This is a genomic window from Mycobacterium sp. ML4 (genome assembly GCF_054515735.1).
Map to the genome: position 1 here is coordinate 1 of NZ_JBTNSY010000043.1, position 19,505 is coordinate 19,505.

The 19,505-nt window shown below is 65.0% G+C and carries 21 protein-coding genes; 11 read left to right on the forward strand and 10 right to left on the reverse strand.

The genetic code is table 11. The features are described 5' to 3' along the window. The first annotated feature begins 267 nt into the window (after positions 1-267). Positions 268-2,025 (forward strand): PPE family protein, encoded by a 1,758-nt coding sequence (locus ACX9NE_RS27995; protein WP_459364992.1) that lies wholly within the window; start codon positions 268-270, stop codon positions 2,023-2,025. A 567-nt stretch (positions 2,026-2,592) separates the two neighbouring features. Here ACX9NE_RS27995 and ACX9NE_RS28000 read toward each other — a convergent pair. From ACX9NE_RS28000 to ACX9NE_RS28010, 3 genes are all read right to left on the reverse strand, one after another. Further along, positions 2,593-3,657, reverse strand: a complete 1,065-nt coding sequence (locus tag ACX9NE_RS28000) for a protein kinase domain-containing protein (RefSeq protein ID WP_459364993.1) — start codon at positions 3,655-3,657, stop codon at positions 2,593-2,595. A gap of 1,009 nt (positions 3,658-4,666) precedes the next feature. Continuing rightward, positions 4,667-5,059 carry a PIN domain-containing protein gene (locus ACX9NE_RS28005; RefSeq protein ID WP_459364994.1) on the reverse strand — a complete coding sequence of 131 codons (393 nt, stop codon included), beginning with the start codon at positions 5,057-5,059 and terminating at the stop codon, positions 4,667-4,669. Next, positions 5,044-5,292 (reverse strand): type II toxin-antitoxin system Phd/YefM family antitoxin, encoded by a 249-nt coding sequence (locus tag ACX9NE_RS28010; RefSeq protein ID WP_459364995.1) that lies wholly within the window; start codon positions 5,290-5,292, stop codon positions 5,044-5,046. The genes ACX9NE_RS28005 and ACX9NE_RS28010 overlap by 16 nt, the downstream gene beginning before the upstream one ends. Before the next feature lie 102 nt (positions 5,293-5,394). Between ACX9NE_RS28010 and ACX9NE_RS28015 the strand changes: the two genes are divergently transcribed. Continuing rightward, entirely contained in the window at positions 5,395-6,486 is a 1,092-nt protein-coding gene (locus ACX9NE_RS28015; RefSeq protein ID WP_459364996.1) for a DUF2804 family protein, read from the forward strand. 156 nt (positions 6,487-6,642) lie between these two features. Here the strand turns inward: ACX9NE_RS28015 and ACX9NE_RS28020 are convergent, their stop codons facing one another. Then, the gene (locus ACX9NE_RS28020; RefSeq protein ID WP_459364997.1) at positions 6,643-7,191 is read right to left on the reverse strand and encodes a hypothetical protein; all 549 of its coding nucleotides are present in this window, start codon (positions 7,189-7,191) and stop codon (positions 6,643-6,645) included. 275 nt (positions 7,192-7,466) lie between these two features. Between ACX9NE_RS28020 and ACX9NE_RS28025 the strand changes: the two genes are divergently transcribed. Together ACX9NE_RS28025 and ACX9NE_RS28030 are read left to right on the forward strand one after the other, a co-directional pair. Beyond that, positions 7,467-8,075 (forward strand): hypothetical protein, encoded by a 609-nt coding sequence (locus ACX9NE_RS28025; protein ID WP_459365012.1) that lies wholly within the window; start codon positions 7,467-7,469, stop codon positions 8,073-8,075. 539 nt (positions 8,076-8,614) lie between these two features. Next, on the forward strand, positions 8,615-9,301 hold the full coding sequence (locus ACX9NE_RS28030) for an NlpC/P60 family protein (RefSeq protein WP_459370940.1): 687 nt from the start codon (positions 8,615-8,617) through the stop codon (positions 9,299-9,301). 52 nt (positions 9,302-9,353) lie between these two features. Here ACX9NE_RS28030 and ACX9NE_RS28035 read toward each other — a convergent pair whose 3' ends face one another. After that, on the reverse strand, positions 9,354-9,782 hold the full coding sequence (locus ACX9NE_RS28035) for a cellulose-binding domain-containing protein (protein WP_459364999.1): 429 nt from the start codon (positions 9,780-9,782) through the stop codon (positions 9,354-9,356). Between the two features lie 621 nt (positions 9,783-10,403). Between ACX9NE_RS28035 and ACX9NE_RS28040 the strand changes: the two genes are divergently transcribed. The 3 genes from ACX9NE_RS28040 to ACX9NE_RS28050 are packed head-to-tail and all read left to right on the forward strand — an operon-like array spanning position 10,404 to position 12,473. Next, complete coding sequence (locus ACX9NE_RS28040) at positions 10,404-11,159, forward strand: HugZ family pyridoxamine 5'-phosphate oxidase (RefSeq protein WP_459365000.1); 756 nt, start codon at positions 10,404-10,406, stop codon at positions 11,157-11,159. 42 nt (positions 11,160-11,201) lie between these two features. Further along, positions 11,202-11,801: a class I SAM-dependent methyltransferase gene (locus tag ACX9NE_RS28045; RefSeq protein WP_459365001.1), complete on the forward strand. Its 600-nt coding sequence runs from the start codon at positions 11,202-11,204 to the stop codon at positions 11,799-11,801. 42 nt (positions 11,802-11,843) lie between these two features. After that, positions 11,844-12,473, forward strand: a complete 630-nt coding sequence (locus tag ACX9NE_RS28050; protein WP_459365002.1) for an FKBP-type peptidyl-prolyl cis-trans isomerase — start codon at positions 11,844-11,846, stop codon at positions 12,471-12,473. Here ACX9NE_RS28050 and ACX9NE_RS28055 read toward each other — a convergent pair. Together ACX9NE_RS28055 and ACX9NE_RS28060 are read right to left on the reverse strand one after the other, a co-directional pair. Next, positions 12,470-12,937, reverse strand: coding sequence for a glucose-6-phosphate dehydrogenase (locus ACX9NE_RS28055; protein ID WP_459365003.1), 468 nt, complete (start codon positions 12,935-12,937; stop codon positions 12,470-12,472). The genes ACX9NE_RS28050 and ACX9NE_RS28055 overlap by 4 nt on opposite strands. Before the next feature lie 110 nt (positions 12,938-13,047). After that, entirely contained in the window at positions 13,048-13,305 is a 258-nt protein-coding gene (locus tag ACX9NE_RS28060) for a hypothetical protein (RefSeq protein ID WP_459365004.1), read from the reverse strand. Between the two features lie 216 nt (positions 13,306-13,521). Here ACX9NE_RS28060 and ACX9NE_RS28065 point away from each other — a divergent pair, with 216 nt between their 5' ends. Further along, the gene (locus tag ACX9NE_RS28065) at positions 13,522-15,003 is read left to right on the forward strand and encodes a PE family protein (protein ID WP_459365005.1); all 1,482 of its coding nucleotides are present in this window, start codon (positions 13,522-13,524) and stop codon (positions 15,001-15,003) included. Between the two features lie 3 nt (positions 15,004-15,006). On the opposite strand, the gene ACX9NE_RS28070 is transcribed toward ACX9NE_RS28065, so the two are convergent. Together ACX9NE_RS28070 and ACX9NE_RS28075 are read right to left on the reverse strand one after the other, a co-directional pair. Continuing rightward, positions 15,007-15,993: an N-acetylmuramic acid 6-phosphate etherase gene (locus ACX9NE_RS28070; protein WP_459377749.1), complete on the reverse strand. Its 987-nt coding sequence runs from the start codon at positions 15,991-15,993 to the stop codon at positions 15,007-15,009. A gap of 5 nt (positions 15,994-15,998) precedes the next feature. After that, the gene (locus tag ACX9NE_RS28075; protein WP_459365007.1) at positions 15,999-16,730 is read right to left on the reverse strand and encodes a BadF/BadG/BcrA/BcrD ATPase family protein; all 732 of its coding nucleotides are present in this window, start codon (positions 16,728-16,730) and stop codon (positions 15,999-16,001) included. 221 nt (positions 16,731-16,951) lie between these two features. On the opposite strand from ACX9NE_RS28075, the gene ACX9NE_RS28080 reads away from it, so the two are divergent. Beyond that, positions 16,952-17,539: a cyclic nucleotide-binding domain-containing protein gene (locus tag ACX9NE_RS28080; RefSeq protein WP_459365008.1), complete on the forward strand. Its 588-nt coding sequence runs from the start codon at positions 16,952-16,954 to the stop codon at positions 17,537-17,539. A 47-nt stretch (positions 17,540-17,586) separates the two neighbouring features. Beyond that, a complete protein-coding gene (locus ACX9NE_RS28085) occupies positions 17,587-18,531 on the forward strand; it encodes a GGDEF domain-containing protein (RefSeq protein ID WP_459365009.1) in 945 nt (314 codons plus the stop codon). A gap of 16 nt (positions 18,532-18,547) precedes the next feature. Here ACX9NE_RS28085 and ACX9NE_RS28090 read toward each other — a convergent pair whose 3' ends face one another. Continuing rightward, on the reverse strand, positions 18,548-18,778 hold the full coding sequence (locus tag ACX9NE_RS28090; protein WP_459365010.1) for a DUF167 domain-containing protein: 231 nt from the start codon (positions 18,776-18,778) through the stop codon (positions 18,548-18,550). Positions 18,779-18,981: 203 nt separating this feature from the next. Between ACX9NE_RS28090 and ACX9NE_RS28095 the strand changes: the two genes are divergently transcribed. Next, positions 18,982-19,505: PPE family protein (locus ACX9NE_RS28095; protein ID WP_459365011.1), on the forward strand; the 524-nt coding region annotated here is incomplete at its 3' end.

Consider the following 19,505-nt stretch of genomic DNA (forward strand, 5'->3'; position numbering starts at 1 on the left):
CCCCTGCGAACCGGAGGAGTCGTAGATTGGCGATTTCACTTCGGTGACTGTCTACGGAAGCGATCGTCCTCCGCGCCCGACACCTACCACACGGCAGGTCACGAGCGGGGGACCGCCACCTCAATTTCTACGAGACCCGGGACAACCTCCTCTGCAAAGAATTCTCACAATTTTTGAAAACGTTACGTGTCTAACAGCGGCGTCGTATCGTCTGTCAAGTCGGGTAGGGCGCCGTCACACAAGACAGGTTACTGGAGGTCAGCGCGGGTGAACTTTTCGGTTCTTCCTCCAGAGATCAACTCTCTGCGGATGTACCTCGGCGCTGGGTCAGCGCCCTTGCTCGAGGCCTCAGCGGCCTGGTCGGGTCTTGCCGATGAATTGGGTACGGCCGCGGACTCGTTTTCCTCGGTGACCTCGAACCTGGCCGGGCAAGCCTGGCAGGGTCCGGCTTCCCAGGCCATGGCCAGGGCGGCGCGTCCGTACGCCGAATTCCTGCGGGCCGCTTCCCTGCGCGCCACCACTACGTCATCTGGCGCACGAACGGTGGCCAGCATATTCGAGGCGGCCAAGGCCGCCACCGTCCACCCCGAAATCATCGCGGCCAATCGGCAAGCCTTCGTGCAGGCCGTGCGCACCAACATCTTCGGCTTCAACGCGCCCTTCATCGCCGCCGCCGAGGCGGCCTATGAGGAGTTCTGGGCCACCGATGTCGCCGCGTTGGTCGGCTATCACGGTGGAGCCTCAGCGGTGGCCGCGCAGTTGTCGTCCTGGCAGCAGACACTGCAGCACCTGCCGGGTATCGGGCAACTCTTGGGCGGCGCACCTGCCGGGGCCGCTACGGCCGCCCCTACCGACCCCAACATCGGTGTAGGCAACAAGGGCGGGGGCAACATCGGTAACGGCAATAACAGCGAAACCGGTGCGGGCAACGTCGGCAACGGCAACAAGGGCAGCGGCAACTTCGGTAGCGGTAACCGCGGCAACGACAACATCGGCTTCGGGAATAGGAGCCCCGGCACCACCGGCGTGCGAGGCAACATCGGTTTGGGCAACAGAGGCATCAACAACATGGGTGCGGGCAACTTCGGAAACAACAACGTCGGCTTCGGCAACGGCGCAGGCCCTGTCCCCGGCGACGCCAACAGCAACTTCGGGCTGGGCAACTCCGGTCGCTTCAATCAGGGCGGCGGCAACACCGGCATCGGAAACATCGGAGCGGGCAACACCGGCACCAACAACATCGGCTTCGGTAACACCGGCAACAACAACCTCGGGATCGGGCTGACCGGCGACAACCAGGTGGGCGTCAACCTGGCCGGGCTGCTGAACTCGGGCAACGGCAACATCGGGCTCTTCAACTCCGGCACCAACAACATCGGATTCTTCAACTCCGGGGACGGCAACGTCGGCATCTTCAACTCGGGCCGCAACCTCACTGCTGCCACCCTGGGCGACATCCAGAGCATCGGCATCGGCAACTCCGGCTTCGGCCACCTCGGCGCCGGCAACTCCGGCCAAGCATCATTCGGCTTCGGCAACTCGGGCTTTTTGGACACCGGCATCGGCAACTCGGGCGCCTACACTACCGGGTTCGGGAATGCAGGAGTAGCAAACACCGGCTTCGGCAATTCCGGACAATTCAACACCGGCTTCGGCAATTCAGGCAGTGTCAACACGGGTGCCTGGAACTCCGGGAACTCCAATACCACCGTCGGCTCCACCACCGATTCCAGCGCCTCGACATCGGGCTTCGGCAACACCGGTACCAACGTCTCAGGCTTCAACAACTCCGCCTCCGGCGGAGGGGTGAACGGCAATATCTCGGGCTTCTTCAATAGGGCCAGCGGCGGATCGGCTCAAAACGGGAATATTTCTGGCTTGTTCAACACTGGTGTGTCGGCCGTCTCCCTGCCCTTCTTCCCAGTAGCTGGCGTCGTCAGCGGCTTCGGCTCCGGGGTGCTCAACACGGGCACCGGCTTCATCGGCCTGTTCAACATCGCTCAACTGCTCAAGCAACTGGGGTAGCCTCGGGTACCTCTGCAATGGAGAGGCAGAGGATGTTCCTCGGTGCGGGCTGGGCGCCCATGATGAACGCGGCCCCGGCCTGCAATGGGCTGGTCGGCGACATCAGCACGGCTGCAGCACCTTTCACATCGGTGACCTCCGGTCTGACAGCACCGGCGAGGATGTCCCGAGTTCCGTGGAACTTCCGGGTGAGCATCAGGCTGCGCTCACCTCGTCATTGTGCACGACGGGTCCGACAGATTCAGCGAAATCGAATATGGCGGGTTACCAGTAGTGGCTGTTTCGATTGTGTGCCAACAGAGTTAACTATTCAGCCTGGTTGTCGGGTCTCAGTGAATCTGGCGGTTAGCGCGATAGGCCTGGCGGCCGGCGGATCGCCCGGCGATTCTCAGCAAAACTGGCGGGCCAAAACCCGGGATCATGCCAAGACTTACGCCCGAAACTTGTGGGAGACCATTATGCACGAATACTGCTGCCGTACAGCGCATTATGTCACAATGACGGATGCGGCCCACGGCGAGGCGCTGCCCGCGGCTGCCGACTACGGCGCCCGAATCACCAACGCCCTCAACGACCCGGGCGTGCTGGCGGATGGGCGGCCAAGAACTGCGTAGCGATGGCGATCTTTATGGTGTTAGTGAATTCCGGGTCGTCGGCTGATTCGCCGCGCCATACCTCGTCGCCGTCTATGAGTACGACGAAATCGTCGGGACCGCGGTGTTCGACTCGATACAACGGCCAGGCGGTTGAAATTTGGCTTTCGCCACGGACTATCATCGCGACGCGTCGTTCTTGCCATACGTCGTCCGTGGGCGCACCCACCGACCCGCTCCAGTTGTGGTCAAGTCCCTGGGAGGATGCGAAATCGGCGGCAATCCGAACTATGTTCTTCAGGAACCTCTCTAGTGACTCGCGGCGTTCGTTTGCGGCGAGTATCCCTCGACTCGCTACGATCTCGCCGACCTGCGCGAGTAGATCTTCATAGCCGTCGGCACCTTCCTGGTCGCTGTGCATGGCTCTCTCCAATGCAGAAATGAGATCTGGCGCTGTTGCGTACCGCCTTGATAGATCCGTCGCGAAGGCATTGTCAAGAACGCTCGCGACCCTCAGACGCTGACGCGGCTCGACGAGAAGGCCGTCCAGTATGCTGCGTGCTTCGGGTCGGCGGTGGGGCATCACGTCACGCTCGTCTCTGAGTACCAGGGGCTCGTGCCCGGTGACGATGTAGAAGAAGATGCCGGCCAGTTGCGTCACATCGCTTACGGGATTCCGACCACCACTGCGGTGCTCCGGCAGGCGAAGGAACCGGTTTCCGATTTCCTGGTTCAATCGGGTCAGGGGGTCGTCTTCTTCGGCATTGTTGAACGAGAGGCCGAAGTCCACCAACACCGGCGTTCTTATGTCGCGGTGTCGAAGGACTACGTTGGCTGGCTTGAGATCGCGGTGAGTGAAATCGGCGGCGTGACAACGGTTTAACACAATCGCGAGTTCATTCACGCAAGCCAACACGGCGTCCAAATCAACGGCTTGCCCCGCCTCTACATAATCCTGGAGGTTGACGCCGTCGATGAACTCGGTGGCTGCAGCAGGCACAGCCACCTCGTTTCGTTCGGCTTGGTGATCGTCTTGCACCAAGCCATACCTTCGTAGGTTCGTGAGATTGGCAGCTGAGGCTCCAGATACGACTGCACGCCAGCCACTGACTGAGACAACCTCCACATTTCCCAGCCGTGTCCGCTGTCACCGGCAAGGAGTTCTGCGCGTGCTGGCAGTGTCAGTTGCTTGACGACTTGCGAGCGCGGACCTTGGGGCGTTGTGGCCGCTGGCGCCTCTGTGCCCGACGAGTTAGGCGACGGCGACGTTTGCGCACTACAGCTTGCTAGCAGAAATGTGGCTGCAAGAGCAGTGGCGGATACCGAGCGTCTCACGAGGGACACGGTAGCCGTACAAAGAAGGCTTTTCGATCACTCTTCCGGCAACACGCCTGGTCGTGCACTGACCCGGGCAAGGCCCTGGAAGCTGGCGGAGGTCCTGGCCGACATCGACCTCGCAGGCGTTCGATGGTGCTGCTATCTCGATGACCGGTAGCTAACTTCGCGGCAGTGGAGGAGCAATGCCGTGACCCTTCCGCGCGGTCCACATCAGACCCAATCGGGCAGTCAGCAAACATCTCATGCCGCACACCGATACAAGTTCTGGCCCGGCCGACGGTGGCGATCTGGCCGGCAGTCAGCACCTCTCCCCCGTCACATCCAGCCCGATCCACTGCTGCGCATCGGGAGGAATACGGCGGACCGAATATGGCGGGTTACCAGCAGAATGTGACCGTTTTGCTGCTGTGCGCAACAGGTTACGTCTCTGTAGCCGCAGTGCCGACAATTCGGCGTTCTCCGTACCTTTGAGTCGCAGATTGTCCAACTCACATTTTTTGAGTGCCCATACGTGACATCGGCGACACTGTCGACGGCCGAGCGGCTCCGAACCAACAATCCTGATCGGGTGATCCGGTGATCCGTGGCTATGTTCGCCGATCCTGCTGTAATCGGCCTCGTCGGGTGTTGGATCTCGTTGAAGCAGGACGGCCATGTGCCGGGCTGAGCCACTGTCGATAAGAAATGGCGTGTCGGGCCAGGCCACCCCCCTACACCGCAACAACCTCGATCAGGTCGTCAAGTCCGTGGAAGTCGCTGATATTGCGCGTGTAGAGCCTCGCCGAGTGTGCGTGAGCGGTCGCAGCGATGAGCAGATCCATCGATCGTGCGCGCGGCTGACGCCCAGTATCGACAACCGCAGCAGCGATGTTGCCGTAGCTTGCGGCCACAGCCTCATCGAGCGGCAGCGCGTCGAATTCGCGTTGCACCAGCAGAAGTCGTCGTAACCGTTCACCGCGCACGGTGCGGTCCTTGGCGATAAGAACGCCGAAATGCAACTCAGCCAATGTCACAGCGCTGATTGCGAGATCGTCATCGAGAGGAGCCACATCCGTCGCGATCACCACACTGGTGTCAAGGAGCGCCTTCACCGCGCTGACCACGGGTCACGCACATCGTGGGCGATCTCATCGCGGTCCGCCTCCCATGCCGGGTCAGCGGGTCCTGCGGACAGGTCGGCCACGTCGGACCACCGCCGCCATATGCGCGGTCTCGCGGGAACTAACCTGGCGCACGGCCGGCCGGAAACGGTGATCGTGATCTCCTCGCCATCCTCTGCGCGCCTGACGAGATCGGAAGCATGCTGGCGCAATTCACGCAGCCCCACAGTCTCCATCCCGTCACGGTAGCACAAGTGCTACCCTGAAAATGGATGGCGGCGGCACCTCGACAGTTCGGTGGTGTCCGAACGCTCGCCATACTCCGGTACGCTCCGGCCGTGGACACCGAGACCCCGCCGACCGGCCCGTCCGGCCTGGCGCGCACGCACGAGCCGCCACCTGCAGAGCTGGTGCTCGACGGTCGCTACCAATTCGGCACCTACAACGGCCCGATCGCGCGGATCAACCCACTCGACGTTGTCACCGCCACCGGAGCTCGTGGTCGCCTGCAGCGCGCCGCGCGCAACGCCCGGCTCAAGGAGTGGGAGGCGTTCCAGCTCGGTGACGACGCGGTGTTCGTGCTTGGCGCCGTCTACGACACGAAGTCGATCTCGCTGGTGCAAGTGCTGGTCGTTGACAAGCAGGCGGCCACGATCCGTCGGTGGGAGCAGAAGGTGCCGACCTCGATGGTGCACGTCGCTCGCGGCCTGGAGCACACCCGGTCGCACGGTCACGCTGGACGCTTCTCGCTGCAGCTGACCAACGAGATGGACTCGGGCCTGGTCGCGGTGGACGCCAGCCACCCTGGGCGCGGCGCGCTACCGCCGCTGGAGTTGCACGGCGCCGGGCGCTGCGGCCCCGGAGAGGCGGGACACCTGGTGATCTGCCACCCCTTCGCCGACGATCGTGCGCTGTACTCGCACAAGACGATGATGCCGTTCGCCGGAACGCTCCGCGCCGGCGCCGAGTTCACCGTGTTCGACCCCGACCGTTCGTTCATGATCCTCGACGACCACCACGGGGACTACCCCGCGCCTATGCAGTACGACTGGGTGACCGCAGTGCGCCGCAGCGATGGGGGCCGGGTCGAGGGCTTCAACCTGACCGACAACCAGGTGCGCGACCCGCAGCGCTACAACGAGAACGCCGTCTGGCTCGGCGACCGGGTCCACCGCCTGCCCGCCGTCCACGTGGAACGGCCCGACGGGCCCTGGGGTTTTTGGATCGTGCGTGATGCCGACGGGTCGGGCCAGGTCGAGGTGCGGTTCACGCCGACTGTTCGTTCCGAGCTGCACGTCGGCCCGCGCCGATCCCTCGCCGAGTATTACGCCCCCTTCGGCTGGTACGAGGGCCGGATCCACACCGACGACGTCGACCTTTCGGTCGATGGCATGTTCGGCATGGGCGAACAGAAGTTCATCCGCGTCTGAACCAGCGGACCGCGGGAGCGGGGCTGGGGGTGTTCATACCGGGGGGTGAGCTGAGCCTCGCAGTTGTTGGCCGGCCGGCGAGGCGTGCGGATGTGGTGCTCGCGCCTGATCCGGGCTGTCATCTCAATCCGACTACACCACGACCAATCCCAGTCCCTAAACCGGCGGCCACTCCGCCATGAGCGCCCGGAGTCCCGACCGCCAGGACCGGCTAACCTGGCGGTCGGACCGGTGATGCGCTCTGCTCAAGAGGTCGAAAGCCTCGGGACAGGTGAGTGAGTCGATCAGCGATACCAGGTCCGCCGCGTCGGCGGTTGCGCAGTCGGCGGTCTCGGGCCGGAACCACTCGCGGGTCTGTGCCAGCAGCGCGGCGCGGTTGTACGCGACCGCTTCGGCCATGGCTTGGTGTTCCAAAGCGCGGCTTCGCGCCAGCATCAGCAGTGGCAACGCCTGCGCATACAGGCTAACCCTGTTGCGCACGTAGAGCCTGATCCGCGCATCGAGGTCAGTGCCCGGGTCTGGCCTCGCTGCGATGAAATGCCAATAGCGCGCGCGGAACTGCTCGATGGTTTGCTGCTGCAGATCGGTTAGGCCATCGAATTGCCTGAACACCGACGAAACCGATACCCCGGCTCGCTCGGCAACATCGTGTACCGCCGGCGGGATCTTGCCCTCCAGGATGAGGTCGAACGCCGCGTCGATCACGGCTTGGCGGTTGCGCTCGCGACGCGCCCGCCGGCCGTCGGTGGGTTCGGTGCTCACAACGGCCAGCGTAACCCCCACCACAAAGTATTGATAGTTGCACTCGCAATACATGACTTTCCTGTGCTACCTTGCGTGGCATGGAATTTTCCTGGCGCCGCAACACGGTCGTGGTGGTCGCGGGAGTCGTCGCGCTCAGCCTGCTCGCTGCGGGGTGTGGCTCTCGGTCGGTCACCTCTTCGACGACTTCCGTTACCTCCAGCAGGCCGCCCGTATTCGTGACCGGCTTGCGCGACAAGCGATACTGCGAGGTTTTGCTCGTCCACTTCAGCCTCTCGGGGCTCACCGCCGACGTCTATAACTCCTACGGGCTCAATGACTGCCCGCAAGAGGAATGGACCGCGCTGGACGCTCAGCAGATCGCGAACGATAACGGCGCATTGCGCGCCGTTCTGAACGGCCCCCGCTATTGGCTGATGGATTCCATCGCCAAAGACGAAGCGCTGCAAGAATCAAAGACTTTCGGTGGCATCGCCATGCACAAGGCGGCGACGGTGGAGATCGGTGATCCGGCGACTGCGGCCCGGCCCTACACGCCGCACGCGGTGAATCGCCAGACGGTGTTCACCTTCGACACCGGACGCCAGATCTACGAGCTGGTCGAGCCTTCGGGTGCGCGGTGGGTCATGCAGACCTGGAGCCAGCAGAAGGACCCGGCGCTCACCGAAGCCGCCCTGCCTGCGCTGGCGCCCCGCTTGTCGCTGCCGGCAGGTTGGAGATATGAAATGCGAACGCTCTCGGCGCCGCTGCAGGTCAACACCACATCAAGCAGCGCCCAGGTCCTGCAGGACACTCTGAACAACAGCTATTCCAAGCAAACGTCGTGATGACAGGAGTGGTTGTCGCACAATGTATTTGAGCGATCGGTTGCATCAGACGAAGTGGGCGCCGACACGGGAGACCGTTCGGGCGGTGGACCCGGAGGTTACAGTATTCGCGGCTCTGGCCTTGCAGCCCCACATACCGACTAGCGTCTCTCCTCTACCGCATCTCGACTGACTCGGGACTTCCGTAGCGCCCCCGCGTACTCGACCGGGCAGGTCGTCAACGTCATTCGTGTGGGCAGGGGCCCGGGATGCCGGCGCTTGGATTAGCCAGCCTTGCCGGTCCTTGGCGTTGAAGGCCAGCAATCCAGTTCATGGCGAATCCGGGCGCGAGAATGCCGTCTGGCCCCGATTAGCATTGCTTGCATTGCTGATTGCTTGACGAAGCAGAGGCTCTGTTGAGGATGCGGAACAAGTTTCTCTTCTCGCGCCGGTGTGCGCTCGGTGTCGCGATGGCAGTGACTGTCGTTTATCTGCCCGCTGGCCTCGCTAGAGGCGGCAACGGCGAGTTTTCTTACCCGTTCTCCTGTACGTGGGCCTCGTTGACGGCAGACTTCGCCGACCGCGACGCCCTGCGGGAGTCTCGCGAGCCGGCTACCGAGTGGTACCGGACGAATGCCGAGGGACACTACCTCAATGGCGGGTGGGGACCAGCAGCCGACACCTTCCCCGCACCCGCGATACCGAAAAATGCGCAGTGTGATTCCTCAACGTGGAAGCAGGAACGCATTATTGCTGTTGCGATGCGCTACATTTACGCACCGGGCAATTCGGCAGGACTCCAGTACCGACACCATCACATTCCCGGATGGAATCCGCCGACTTCTACGTATGCCGGTGCACCGGGAGAGAATCCCGACGCCGATAATCCGGACGCGCCAACAGCCTGGGATCCTGGGAAAGGTTTGGATTGCTCTAATTTCACCGCGTGGGTTTACAACTACGGGCTGGGAATCAAATTCAGCGGTGATGTCCATCGGCAGGCGGACGGGAGCGCCGGTCCGCTGGGCAGGCGCATTCCTAAAGAAGGTTCGTTCGAGGCCGGAGATCTGATTTATCTGCATCCCAGCGGAGATGCCGGGCGGGCTTCACACGTGGTGATCTACATCGACGACGCGCACATCGTCGACAGCCGAGTGAACGCCCAGAACCGGGTCGGGGTCCAGGTCCGCGATCGAGTGGGCTGGTATCGGGATGCGGTCCTGGGCGCATGGCGGCCGATTGGTTGAGGCCATCAGCATTTACTGCGTCGGGCTCGAGTCCAGCGCCCCTGGAAAAAAACTAGGCGCAGGGGAATTGCCGATTGAGAACGCAATTGGACGGTGGCGTGTAGGTGCCGCTCAGCACGCCTCTCATGCCGCCCGTGGCTGTGCCACCGGGTGCGATGACGCGATTCCAATTCGCCGGGCTGAGCACATAGTGCGTGCCAGATTGCGCAATGGTGCTATTCCATGTGTGCACGACGGATTGTCCGGCGGGCATGTCGAATTCAAGCCTCCAATCGGCGAGCGGCACCATGCTCGAGTTGGTGACGGTAAAGCTGGCTATGAAACCGGTCTGCCACGTCGATGTCACCCTCAACGTGGCCGTGGCCGCGGCCGCATGAGCTACGGGGATGATGGCGAGTCCGGGGATGACGATCACTACTGCCGACAGAATTACCTGAAGCGCTGTCCGCCAGCGCTCCACGAACTTGTTCAGTCCGGCCATAGAACCCAACACTAGAAGCGCACAGGCGAAGCCGGCCCTGGCGGCGGGGCGAGCTGCAGTACCTTTGCTCAACTGAAACCGTCATGAAATTTTCAGCCTGGTCCCGGGCCGCTCCCCTGCCGCATCTCGACCGCTCCCGGACCCTGTCGACGCCCAGCGGGTAATGCTCAGGTAGCCGCCTGTGCGTGCGTTCGGTGCCGGACCAGGATCGCGCGCACATCGACCGGCGCTGGTACGTGAGCTCTTGGACAGCGCGCCATTGATCCGGCTTCTTTTGTCGGTCAGGTATCTGACGCGGGCAACGTGAGGGGTATGGCCCTGTTGATTTGCCCAGGCGACAGCCTCTTGTTGGGTACCGAACTCGGCAAGAACGCTGTCCGCGTGGTCTTCGACAACGTAGTGAGAGATGGCGTCTCCGTCGCGGCCCTTGGGTCGCGGTTCAACGAAAACGTTAGCCATGGGTTTCTCCTACCTGGGCGACGCTGAAACCGACCACGTCCGGATACCCCACAAGAGACGGCTTAGTAGCGGCGGGCGGGTTTCCTTCTGCGCTCCCAGCGGGTCTGCGACCAGCGTGAGGGACGGGACACCTGGCCGGCTTTCGCGCGTAATCTCGCCTGCGTGGCGCTTCGTAACCCTGGCGAACCCGCGGGTACACCGTCTGCGGCCGAGGCAGCACGCACCATCGCTGCCGCGACGAATGCCGCGACCCTGGCAAGCCTGACGGCCGACGGCGACCCCTGGGCGTCATTGGTGGCCTACGGCCTCCTTGATGGGACGCCGGTGCTCTGTGTGTCGAACCTTGCCGAGCACGGCCGAAATCTGGCCGCCGACCAGCGGGCCAGCATGTCGATCGTCGCAGCGACCGACGATCCCGACCCGCTGGCCGGAAGTCGGGTGACCCTCGCAGGAATGGTCACCCGGCCGGCGCCCGCTGACACGGAATTGGCTCGGCAGGCATACCTGAACGCAGTGCCGGCCGCGCATTCTTACGTGGACTTGAGCGACTTCACGCTGTGGCTGTTGAAGGTTCAGCGCGTGCGTTGGGTGGGTGGTTACGGCCGGATGGGCTCGGCCACCGGCCGGCAATACGACGCCGCCACACCGGATCCGGTAGCACTGGCCTCAGGCCGTGCCGTCGCACATCTCAACGCCGACCATGCCGAGGCATTGGCGGCGATGGCTCGGGCTTTCGGGGGCTATCCCGACGCTGACTCTGCGGAGTGCACCGGGATCGATCGCTACGGCCTACACCTGCGGGTGCACACGCCCCGCGGAGCCGCCCACACCCGGGTCGATTTCCCGGTACAGCTGCAATCAGCTGATCAACTGCGTTCGGCTACAGCAGAGTTAGCGCGCGCCGCGAAACGTGACTAACCGCAACCGCGCGGCTTACTTCCTCTTGCGACAATGCTTCACATGGTCGAACAAAGCCTCTGGATGCAGAAGGTCGCGCAGGATCCCGAGCACTCGCATTGGTATGTGAGCCGTTTTCGTTCCAAGGCACGAGCCGGCGATGACCTCGTGGGCGAAGCCCGCTTGGTGGATGCCATGGCACCTCGCGGCGCCCGTATCCTCGACGCCGGATGTGGCCCAGGTCGGATCGGCGGACATCTGGCGTCCCTCGGCCACCACGTCGTCGGAGTCGATGTCGACCCGGTTCTCATCGAAGCAGCCGAGCAGGACCATCCCGGGCCGCAGTGGCTGGTTGCTGACCTAGCGGAACTCGACTTGCCTGCGCGGGGTGTCTCCGAGCCGTTCGATGTGATCGTGTCCGCCGGCAACGTCATGACATTTCTGGCGCCGACTACCCGGGTTCGGGTTCTGACCCGGTTACGTGCCCACCTGGTTGCCGGCGGCCGGACCGTGATCGGCTTCGGCGCCGGACGCAACTACGAGTTCGCCGAGTTCCTCGATGACGCCGCGCAGGCAGGGTTCACTCCGGAGCTACTGCTGTCGACGTGGGATCTGCGCCCCTTTGTCGACGACTCGGACTTCCTCGTCGCGATACTGGGGTGAGGTGCCGCGAGCTCCGTTGAGGGCATCTGTAGCGTGGCAGCGGTGAATCTTCGTCGGCGGTCTCTTGCCCTCCTGCTTTCAGCCGCGTCATTTCTGATAGTCACCGCATGCGGCTCCCCCAAGGCCACGACATCAAGTTCATCAATCAGCACGCCGTCACTCGCGGACCCGTACACCCGGCCTTCTGCTCCCGCCACACCGGTTGATGCCGGCGCTTGCCCGACGGTCGCCCCGCAGAACGGCGGCACCCCCGAATGGACACTCGCCGGTACCACCGGCAGCGTCGCGGTCACCGGATCCACCGATGCGACCGCACCGCGCGTGACGGTGACGTCACCGTTCAGCATTGCCCAGACTCAGGTCCACACCCTGCACGCCGGAGACGGCCCGGTGGTCGCGAGTACCGCACGAGTTTCAGTCTGTTACATGGGCGTCAATGGGCGAGACGGGTCGGTCTTCGACAGCAGCTATGAACGGGGCGCCCCGGTTGACTTCCCGCTCACCGGCGTCGTGCCCGGCTTCCAGAAGGCCATCTCGGGACAGCGGGTCGGGTCCACCGTCGCCGTCGCCATGACGTCGGCGGACGGCTACCCCGACGGTCAACCCAACGCCGGCATCCGGCCAGGCGACACGCTGATCTTCGCCATCAAGATCCTCAGCGCGTCCAGTTAGGTCGGCAGATCCACCCGCAACGCCAGGTGCTCATCAAGGATGTGGCGCAACGCGGCATCCATCGGATGAGCAGATGCAAGATCGCGCTCCATCCGGTTGTCCACCAGAACCACCGTGTCGCCCGGCAGTTCGGCGGTGTCGACTTGGTCGACAAACGGATCGAACAACCCGTGCGGCGTTGCCAGGTAATAGAGCGCCCGCTGAGACTGCTCCAGCCTGGCGCCGTACATCAGGCCGTGCTGGGTGGTCACGAACAATTCCGAGGTGATCGTGGCGTCAGGGGTTTCGGCCTTCCCCCACGCGATTGCGGCGCACCGGCTCTGCGTCAACTTGTCCGGAACGTCGTCGGTCAATGCCAGCAATTTCCCGACAAGCCTTCGGCCCTTGCGCGGATAGGTGTCGATGGCGGGAATGAAGTAGCGGCGGAAGATCTCGCCGAAAAAATCGTAAAGCTGCTCGCTCATCGCGGCTCCCAAATCAAACGGACATCTCATTGTGCGCCGAAATGTCCAGTGACGACAGGGGCTCTGACTTAGGACGGTCGAGATGACTTACGTCGGCGAGCGCCGCCGGACTATGCGCAGGGCGCGTCGCCCGGTGTGTAGTAGGGCACGCCCTCCCGCGTGTAGCACGGCGGTCGGCCTTCGAGACGCTGTCGTGCCTCATCCAGTGCGTCCGCCCTGGCGATGCTGCCCAGTGGGCAGGTGGCAGGGTTGACATACTGGCCGCCCTCGGCGGCGGGACAGACGTCCGCACTGGCGGAAGGCGCTATGGCCACCTGCAACATTACGGCGGCGACCGGGGCCAACATGGCAACAAAGACCTTGTTCACGGCCGTTACTCTATCCGCGCTCACATCTGAGGTGGTCGCGTTTAGGCAGCGGAACTGCACCATATGAAGACCATTCCGAGGCGGACGCGACGTGATCGGAATGCTCGCAATTCCACACCCGGTTTCGCCGAAGGCGCCTAGGCTTCGTCTTGCCGAGAGTGGCGGTGGTACCCGAATGGGGTCGGTTTACCGGGCGTGGCAGAAGGGCGGCCAGACGTGGCGTATCTGATTGTGGCGCCGGATTTGGTGGGGGCGGCGGCGACGGATCTGGCAGGGATCCGTTCGGCCATCGCAACGGCAAGCTCGGCGGCTGCCTCCTCTACCACGCAAGTATTAGCCGCCGGCGCTGATGAGATCTCTGCGGCGATCGCGGGCTTGTTCGGCGCGCATGGCCAGGCCTATCAGACACTGAGCTCTCAAGCGGTGGCATTCCAGGACGCATTCGTGCAGGCGATGGCTGCCGGCGGCGGTTCCTATGCGGCCGCGGAGTCGCTTCAGCAAACCGCGCTCAGCATGGTGAACGCGTCTACCCAGGCCGCGCTGGGGCGTCCGCTGATCGGTAACGGCACCAACGGATTACCCAACACCGGACAGGACGGCGGGCCTGGCGGCCTGCTGTTTGGAAATGGTGGCAACGGCGGGTCCGGCGGCGCAGGGCAAGCGGGCGGTAACGGCGGTGCTGCCGGGCTGATCGGTAACGGCGGTGCGGGCGGACTCGGTGGGCCGGGCACCGCAACATCGGTGTCCGGCAATGCGGGCGGGGCCGGGGGGACGGGTGGCTGGCTCTACGGCAACGGCGGCTCCGGTGGCGGCGGCGGTGTCGGAGCGACGGCGGTAAGCGCTAACGGGGGGCATGGCGGTGCCGGCGGCAGCGCGATCGGCCTGATCGGCACCGGCGGGACCGGTGGCTCCGGGGGTGTGAGTGGACCGGGTGCTGCAGGCGGCAACGGGGGCGACGGCGGTAACGGTGGCAACGCCGCGTTCCTCGGTTTCGGAGGGGCTGGTGGTGATGGCGGCATCGGCGCGCAGAACGGCGGCACCGGGGGCACTGGCGGCAGAGGCGGGGTGTTCGGCGGTGGCGGTGACGGCGGAATCGGCGGCTTCGGGAGTAACAACGACGGCGGTGACGGCGGCAACGGCGGTGCGGCCGGTCTGTTCGGCGATGGTGGGGTCGGCGGCGACGCTGGTATGGGGTTCAACGGCGGGCTGGCCGGCAACGGGGGCGACGCGGGATTGATCGGCGCCGGCGGCACCGGCGGCAACGGTCAATTCGGTATCGGCGGAGTCTCATCGGCCGGTGGGGTCGGCGGTAACGGCGGCAGCATCATCGGCGACGGCGGCGACGGAGGCTTGGGCGGAGGGGGCGTCCCGGGCGCTGCAGGTGGTAATGGGGGCAACGCGATCGGGTGGTTCGGCAACGGTGGGGCCGGCGGCACCGGTGGGCCCGAACTGTCCGGCGGCATCGGGGGTGGCGGGCGTGGCGGTAACGGCGGCACCGGCGGCTGGATCGGATTCGGCGGCAACGGCGGCGCCGCCGGCACCAGCGTCGGGCAACCTGCCACCGGCGGCAACGGCGGCGATGCCAAGTGGATCGGCAACGGCGGCGACGGCGGTCCCGGCATCTTCGGCGGCGCCGGCGGTACCGGAGGCAAAGGCGGGCAGCTGTCCGGCTCCGACGGCGCTCCCGGAGCCGCCTAGTCCTCAGGCACCATCGAGAGCATCACGCACCCGGCCCCGCACCTGATCCAGCCGGGCAGCCGCCTCAGCGGTTCCCACGCCCGCGAGGAGCGCGACGATGGCGGTCTTGACGTGACCACCTACAGCCGACAGTGCCGCAGTCGCCACCTCCTCGTCGACCCCAGCCACATCGCGAATCATCCGGACAGCGCGGCGCCGCACTTTCTCATTGGTCACCCGTACGTCGACCATCCGCGGTCCGTACGTCTTGCCCAGCGCGATCATCACGCTGGTCGACAGCGTGGTGAGCGCCATCTTCTGGGCAGTTCCGGCCGTCATTCGTGTGGAACCGGCAAGCACCTCCGGCCCGGTCAACAACTCGATCGTCAGGTCGGCCACCGCCTCGCTACACGCATTGTTGACAATGGCGACGGTCAGCGCGCCCACGGACCGAGCGAGTTCGAGTGCACCGAGCACGTATGGAGTTCGGCCGGACGCCGTGATTGCGACCAAGACGTCTGCGGCGGTGAGGTGGGCGAGATCGGCCGGTTCGAACCGATCCTCGGCACCTTCGATCGCCTGGGTCAAGGCGTCGGGGCCGCCGGCGATGACCCCGTGCACCAGGTCGGTGCCGAACGTCGGACCGCACTCGGCCGCATCCAGCACTCCGAGTCGCCCGGGCGTCCCCGCGCCTGCGTAGATCAGACGTCCGCCATCCTCCAGCCGCGCCGTGATCGCCTCGGCTGCCGCGGTGATCTGCGGGACCGCCGCCGAGACCGCCTCGTAGGCCTTGGCCTGAGACGCAACCAGCAGCGCGACCACCTCATCGAGGGGCCGCGTGTCGAGGTCGTCAAGGTCCGGTTGCACGGCCTCGGTGCTGAGCTGATCGAGGTTGTGCCGGACAGGGCCGGCCTGTAGCCGAATCACATGCGGTTCGTGGATTTTCCCCAGCCGCAGCGCACCATCAAGCGCGTCACCGGCGGCGGGACGGAGATCGAGGCGTTCCGTCAAGACCTCTACTGTGGCCAGTCCTCCGACCACGGCCACCGGACCCACCCCTGCTGCACGCGCGGTCGCGGCGAGCGACTCGGCCGCTGCGCCGACAATCGCCCGTGCGGTGGCGTCCTCCCGCGCCGCGAGTACCTCGGGCGCGAAAGACGCAACTGCGGCGGCGTCGTTGAGCTGCGCGGGCCAGGTTCGTGGTGCCCCGAATCGCGCGCGGGCAGCACGAGCAACGTGGTGGCTGGTCCGCGACCGTCGACGGCACGCACCGCGGCACGTAGTCCGGCGGCACCGATCCACGCGCCACCTCCCTCGTCTCCCAGCCAGGGGCCCCAGCCGTCAGCGGTCCGCAGCGAGCCGTCCGCTTCGATGGTGAGTGCCACGACGCCGGTGCCTGCGATCAGGACGATGCCCGGCTCCCCATTCAGCGCGCCGGCGTGCGCGATCACCGCGTCGCTGGTCACCGTGACCCGATGAGCCGGCAGTGCAGCCAGCAAGGCGTCTCCCAACGCGCGCGCCGCCTGCGGTGCCGCCAACGCCCCCGCCGCCCCGACTACCACCTCCTCGACCGGTCCGAAGTCGCGCGCGACAGCGAGGATCGCCGACGCGGCGGCTGGCACCCCGCCCGGTGCGGTGAGCCCTGGTGCACCCGGCCCGGCCGCCGTGCGACCCCGTGCCGCCGCCCGGCACCGTGTCTTGCCGAGGTCGACAGCGAGCGTCACCGCGGCGCTCGGTCGTTGTGTCACGTTGCTCTCCTCGATATGTGACGCAATCACTGAATCATCAAGCGCCGCAATTAATTTCGACGTGAAAGACCAGAGATGACGCGGTGTGACGCAGGTTGGTTCGGTGCGCGGTTCGCTGTTACCGCTGTCACGACCATATTTCCCTTTCGCTCTTTGGCGGCAATGAGCGGAATTCGCGCTACGCTCCCCACGTCACGGTCACCGTCGATCAGGAGCCCGCAATGAAGGACGACGTGGAGGAACTACAGCGCGACATCCAGCGAGACGTCGGTCGCCTACGCGAGTTCAGTGCGTTCGAAAAGTTTTCGGACGCGGAGCTCGAGCGTCTTGTCCGCTCGGCGCGACGCTCGTCGCAGTCTGGACCGTGGCCCCTGATCCGCGAGCAGACGCCGTCGGACGCCTGCTTCATCCTGCTCAGCGGTGAGGCCGGCGTGTACGTTGGCCAGGACCGCGTTGCCGTGGTGGGACCCGGCGAGGTTATCGGCGAGTCCGCCTTGCGCCGTGGGCAATTGCGATCCGCCACCGTTACCACCATCGGTCCTTCGGAGGTGTTGCGGATCGACCGCGACGATCTCGCCCGCCTGCTCGACGAGATCCCGGCTCTGCGGGAAACTATGGACGCCACGGCAGCCCGGCACGTCGCTGCTGCACCGCCTGAGAAGCCGAAACCGACGCACTCGAAGTTGAACGTCTCAGTACCGACCGAGCTGTTGGCGCGGCTGGAGCAGGCTGCCGATGCCGCCGGGGTAAACGTCCCAGCCGCGGTTGAGGCCGCACTGACCCGCTGGATCGAGCAGAACAGCAGATAACGGCGGACGGGCGAGGCAAGGCGCCGTCACGCAACTATTCTTCTGGGGTGTCCTGGCGCGTGGACCCTCGGCCCTCAGCGGGGCAATGGCATACCGTTGGCCTGACGGGTTTCCTTGCGATGCTGGCCATCTACGCCGCGGCCGCGGACGCTGAAGCGTTCGAGACTCGGCTGTACTGGCTGCTCAGCGGTGCCGCTGTTCTCGCTATCATCGTCGCTCTCGTGGGACGGTGGCGCGGTTGGCGGGACCGGCGTCGGCTGCTGATGGGGTGGTCGGTGGCGGCATTGGTCATCACGATCCTGGCCGGCCTCATCGACCCTCACGCGACCCGGGACTTCCCCGGCACGATCACAATCGCCTTCGCTTTCATCGGCCTCACGTGTACCCGCTGGTCCTCCCTCGCTGCCGTCCCCCTCGGCGTCGTGGCGTTCGTGGTCGGCGGTGCCAAGCAACTTCCCGCAGATCTGCCGAAAGTGGCGCTGACCGCGATCATGTGGGTATTGGTCGCAGAGGTGCCGGCCTGGCTGATCGCGCGGCTGGAGGCCCAGAGCGCGCTGCTCCAAGAGATCGCGCAGACCGACGCCCTCACCCAGCTGCTCGACCGGAGCACACTGGGGCCCCGGTTGTCGATGCACGCCAGGGACTCGGCCGTCGTGCTGCTCGACCTTGACAAGTTCAAGCGGTACAACGACCGTCACGGACACGAGGCGGGCGACGAACTTCTGGTCGCCTTCGCCGACGCGCTGCGTTGGTCAGTCCGCGAGGACGACATCGTCTTCCGCATCGGCGGCGATGAATTCCTGCTCATGCTGGTGGGCGCCGGACGCGCCGAGGCTGAAGACGTTCTCGAGCGGCTGCACCGTCACTGGGCCGATGTCGGCGCGCCAGTGGGCTTCAGCGCCGGCATTGCCGCTGGAGAAGACGACCTGCTGCGCCTGGCCGACGAGCACATGTACGCCGCCAAGCGGGCCCGCGGCCTACTCGCCGACTGATTCACAACTGGCGGAGTCACCGGATGACACGGAATCGCTTCCGTCGTGAGGTCGCTCCGGACACCAGCTCGATCCGGCCCCGTGGCACTTCAAGATGGGCAGCCAGCAGTCGAGTGACCGCGTCGTTGGCCCTGCCGTTGTCGGCTTGCTCCCGGACGTAGATTGTCAGCTCGCCGCCCGGACCGGCCTCGACCAACGGGTCCTTGCGGCTACCCGGCTTGACCTTGACGAGTACCGATCCGGTCAACCGCGCAAGGATACGGTCCCCGGTTCCTGAGAAAGCCCTTAACGCAGCTGAGAAGAACCTTACGGAGACGTGAGCAGATCGTATGTATTGACAGATCCAATACGAAAACGCATGTAAAACTGTTGTTCATCGGATAGATTCGCGCATCACAAGCGAAGGCGGCCTCGCGGACTGGCCGACGGCGGTGAGAAAGGCACAGGCAGATGAACTTTTTGGTGTTTCCCCCCGAGGTCAACTCGTTGCGAATGTTCACGGGCGCGGGTGCTGCGCCGATGGCGGAGGCGGCTGCGGCGTGGAGCACCCTGGCCGAGGAACTCGACTCGGCGGCGGCGTCGTTTTGGTCGCTGACCTCGGCGTTGGCGACCGACTCCTGGCAGGGGCCGGCATCACAGGCCATGATGGCCGCTGCCAGACCGTACGCAGGGTGGCTGGGAGCCGCGGCATCCCAAGCGTCGGGAGCAGCGGCACAGGCACAAGCGGTGGCGGGTGCTTTCGAGACGGCCCTGGCGGCGACGGTCCATCCGGCGGCAGTAGCCGCCAACCGTTCAGGCCTCGTCAACCTGGTGATATCGAACCTGTTCGGGCAGAACGCGCCGGCCATTGCCGCCGTCGAGAGCATCTACGAGGAGATGTGGGCGCAGGACGTCGCCGCGATGGTCGGCTATCACGCAGACGCATCCGCCGCGGTCGCACAGTTGATTTCCCCAGCGCAGGCACTACCGCCGAG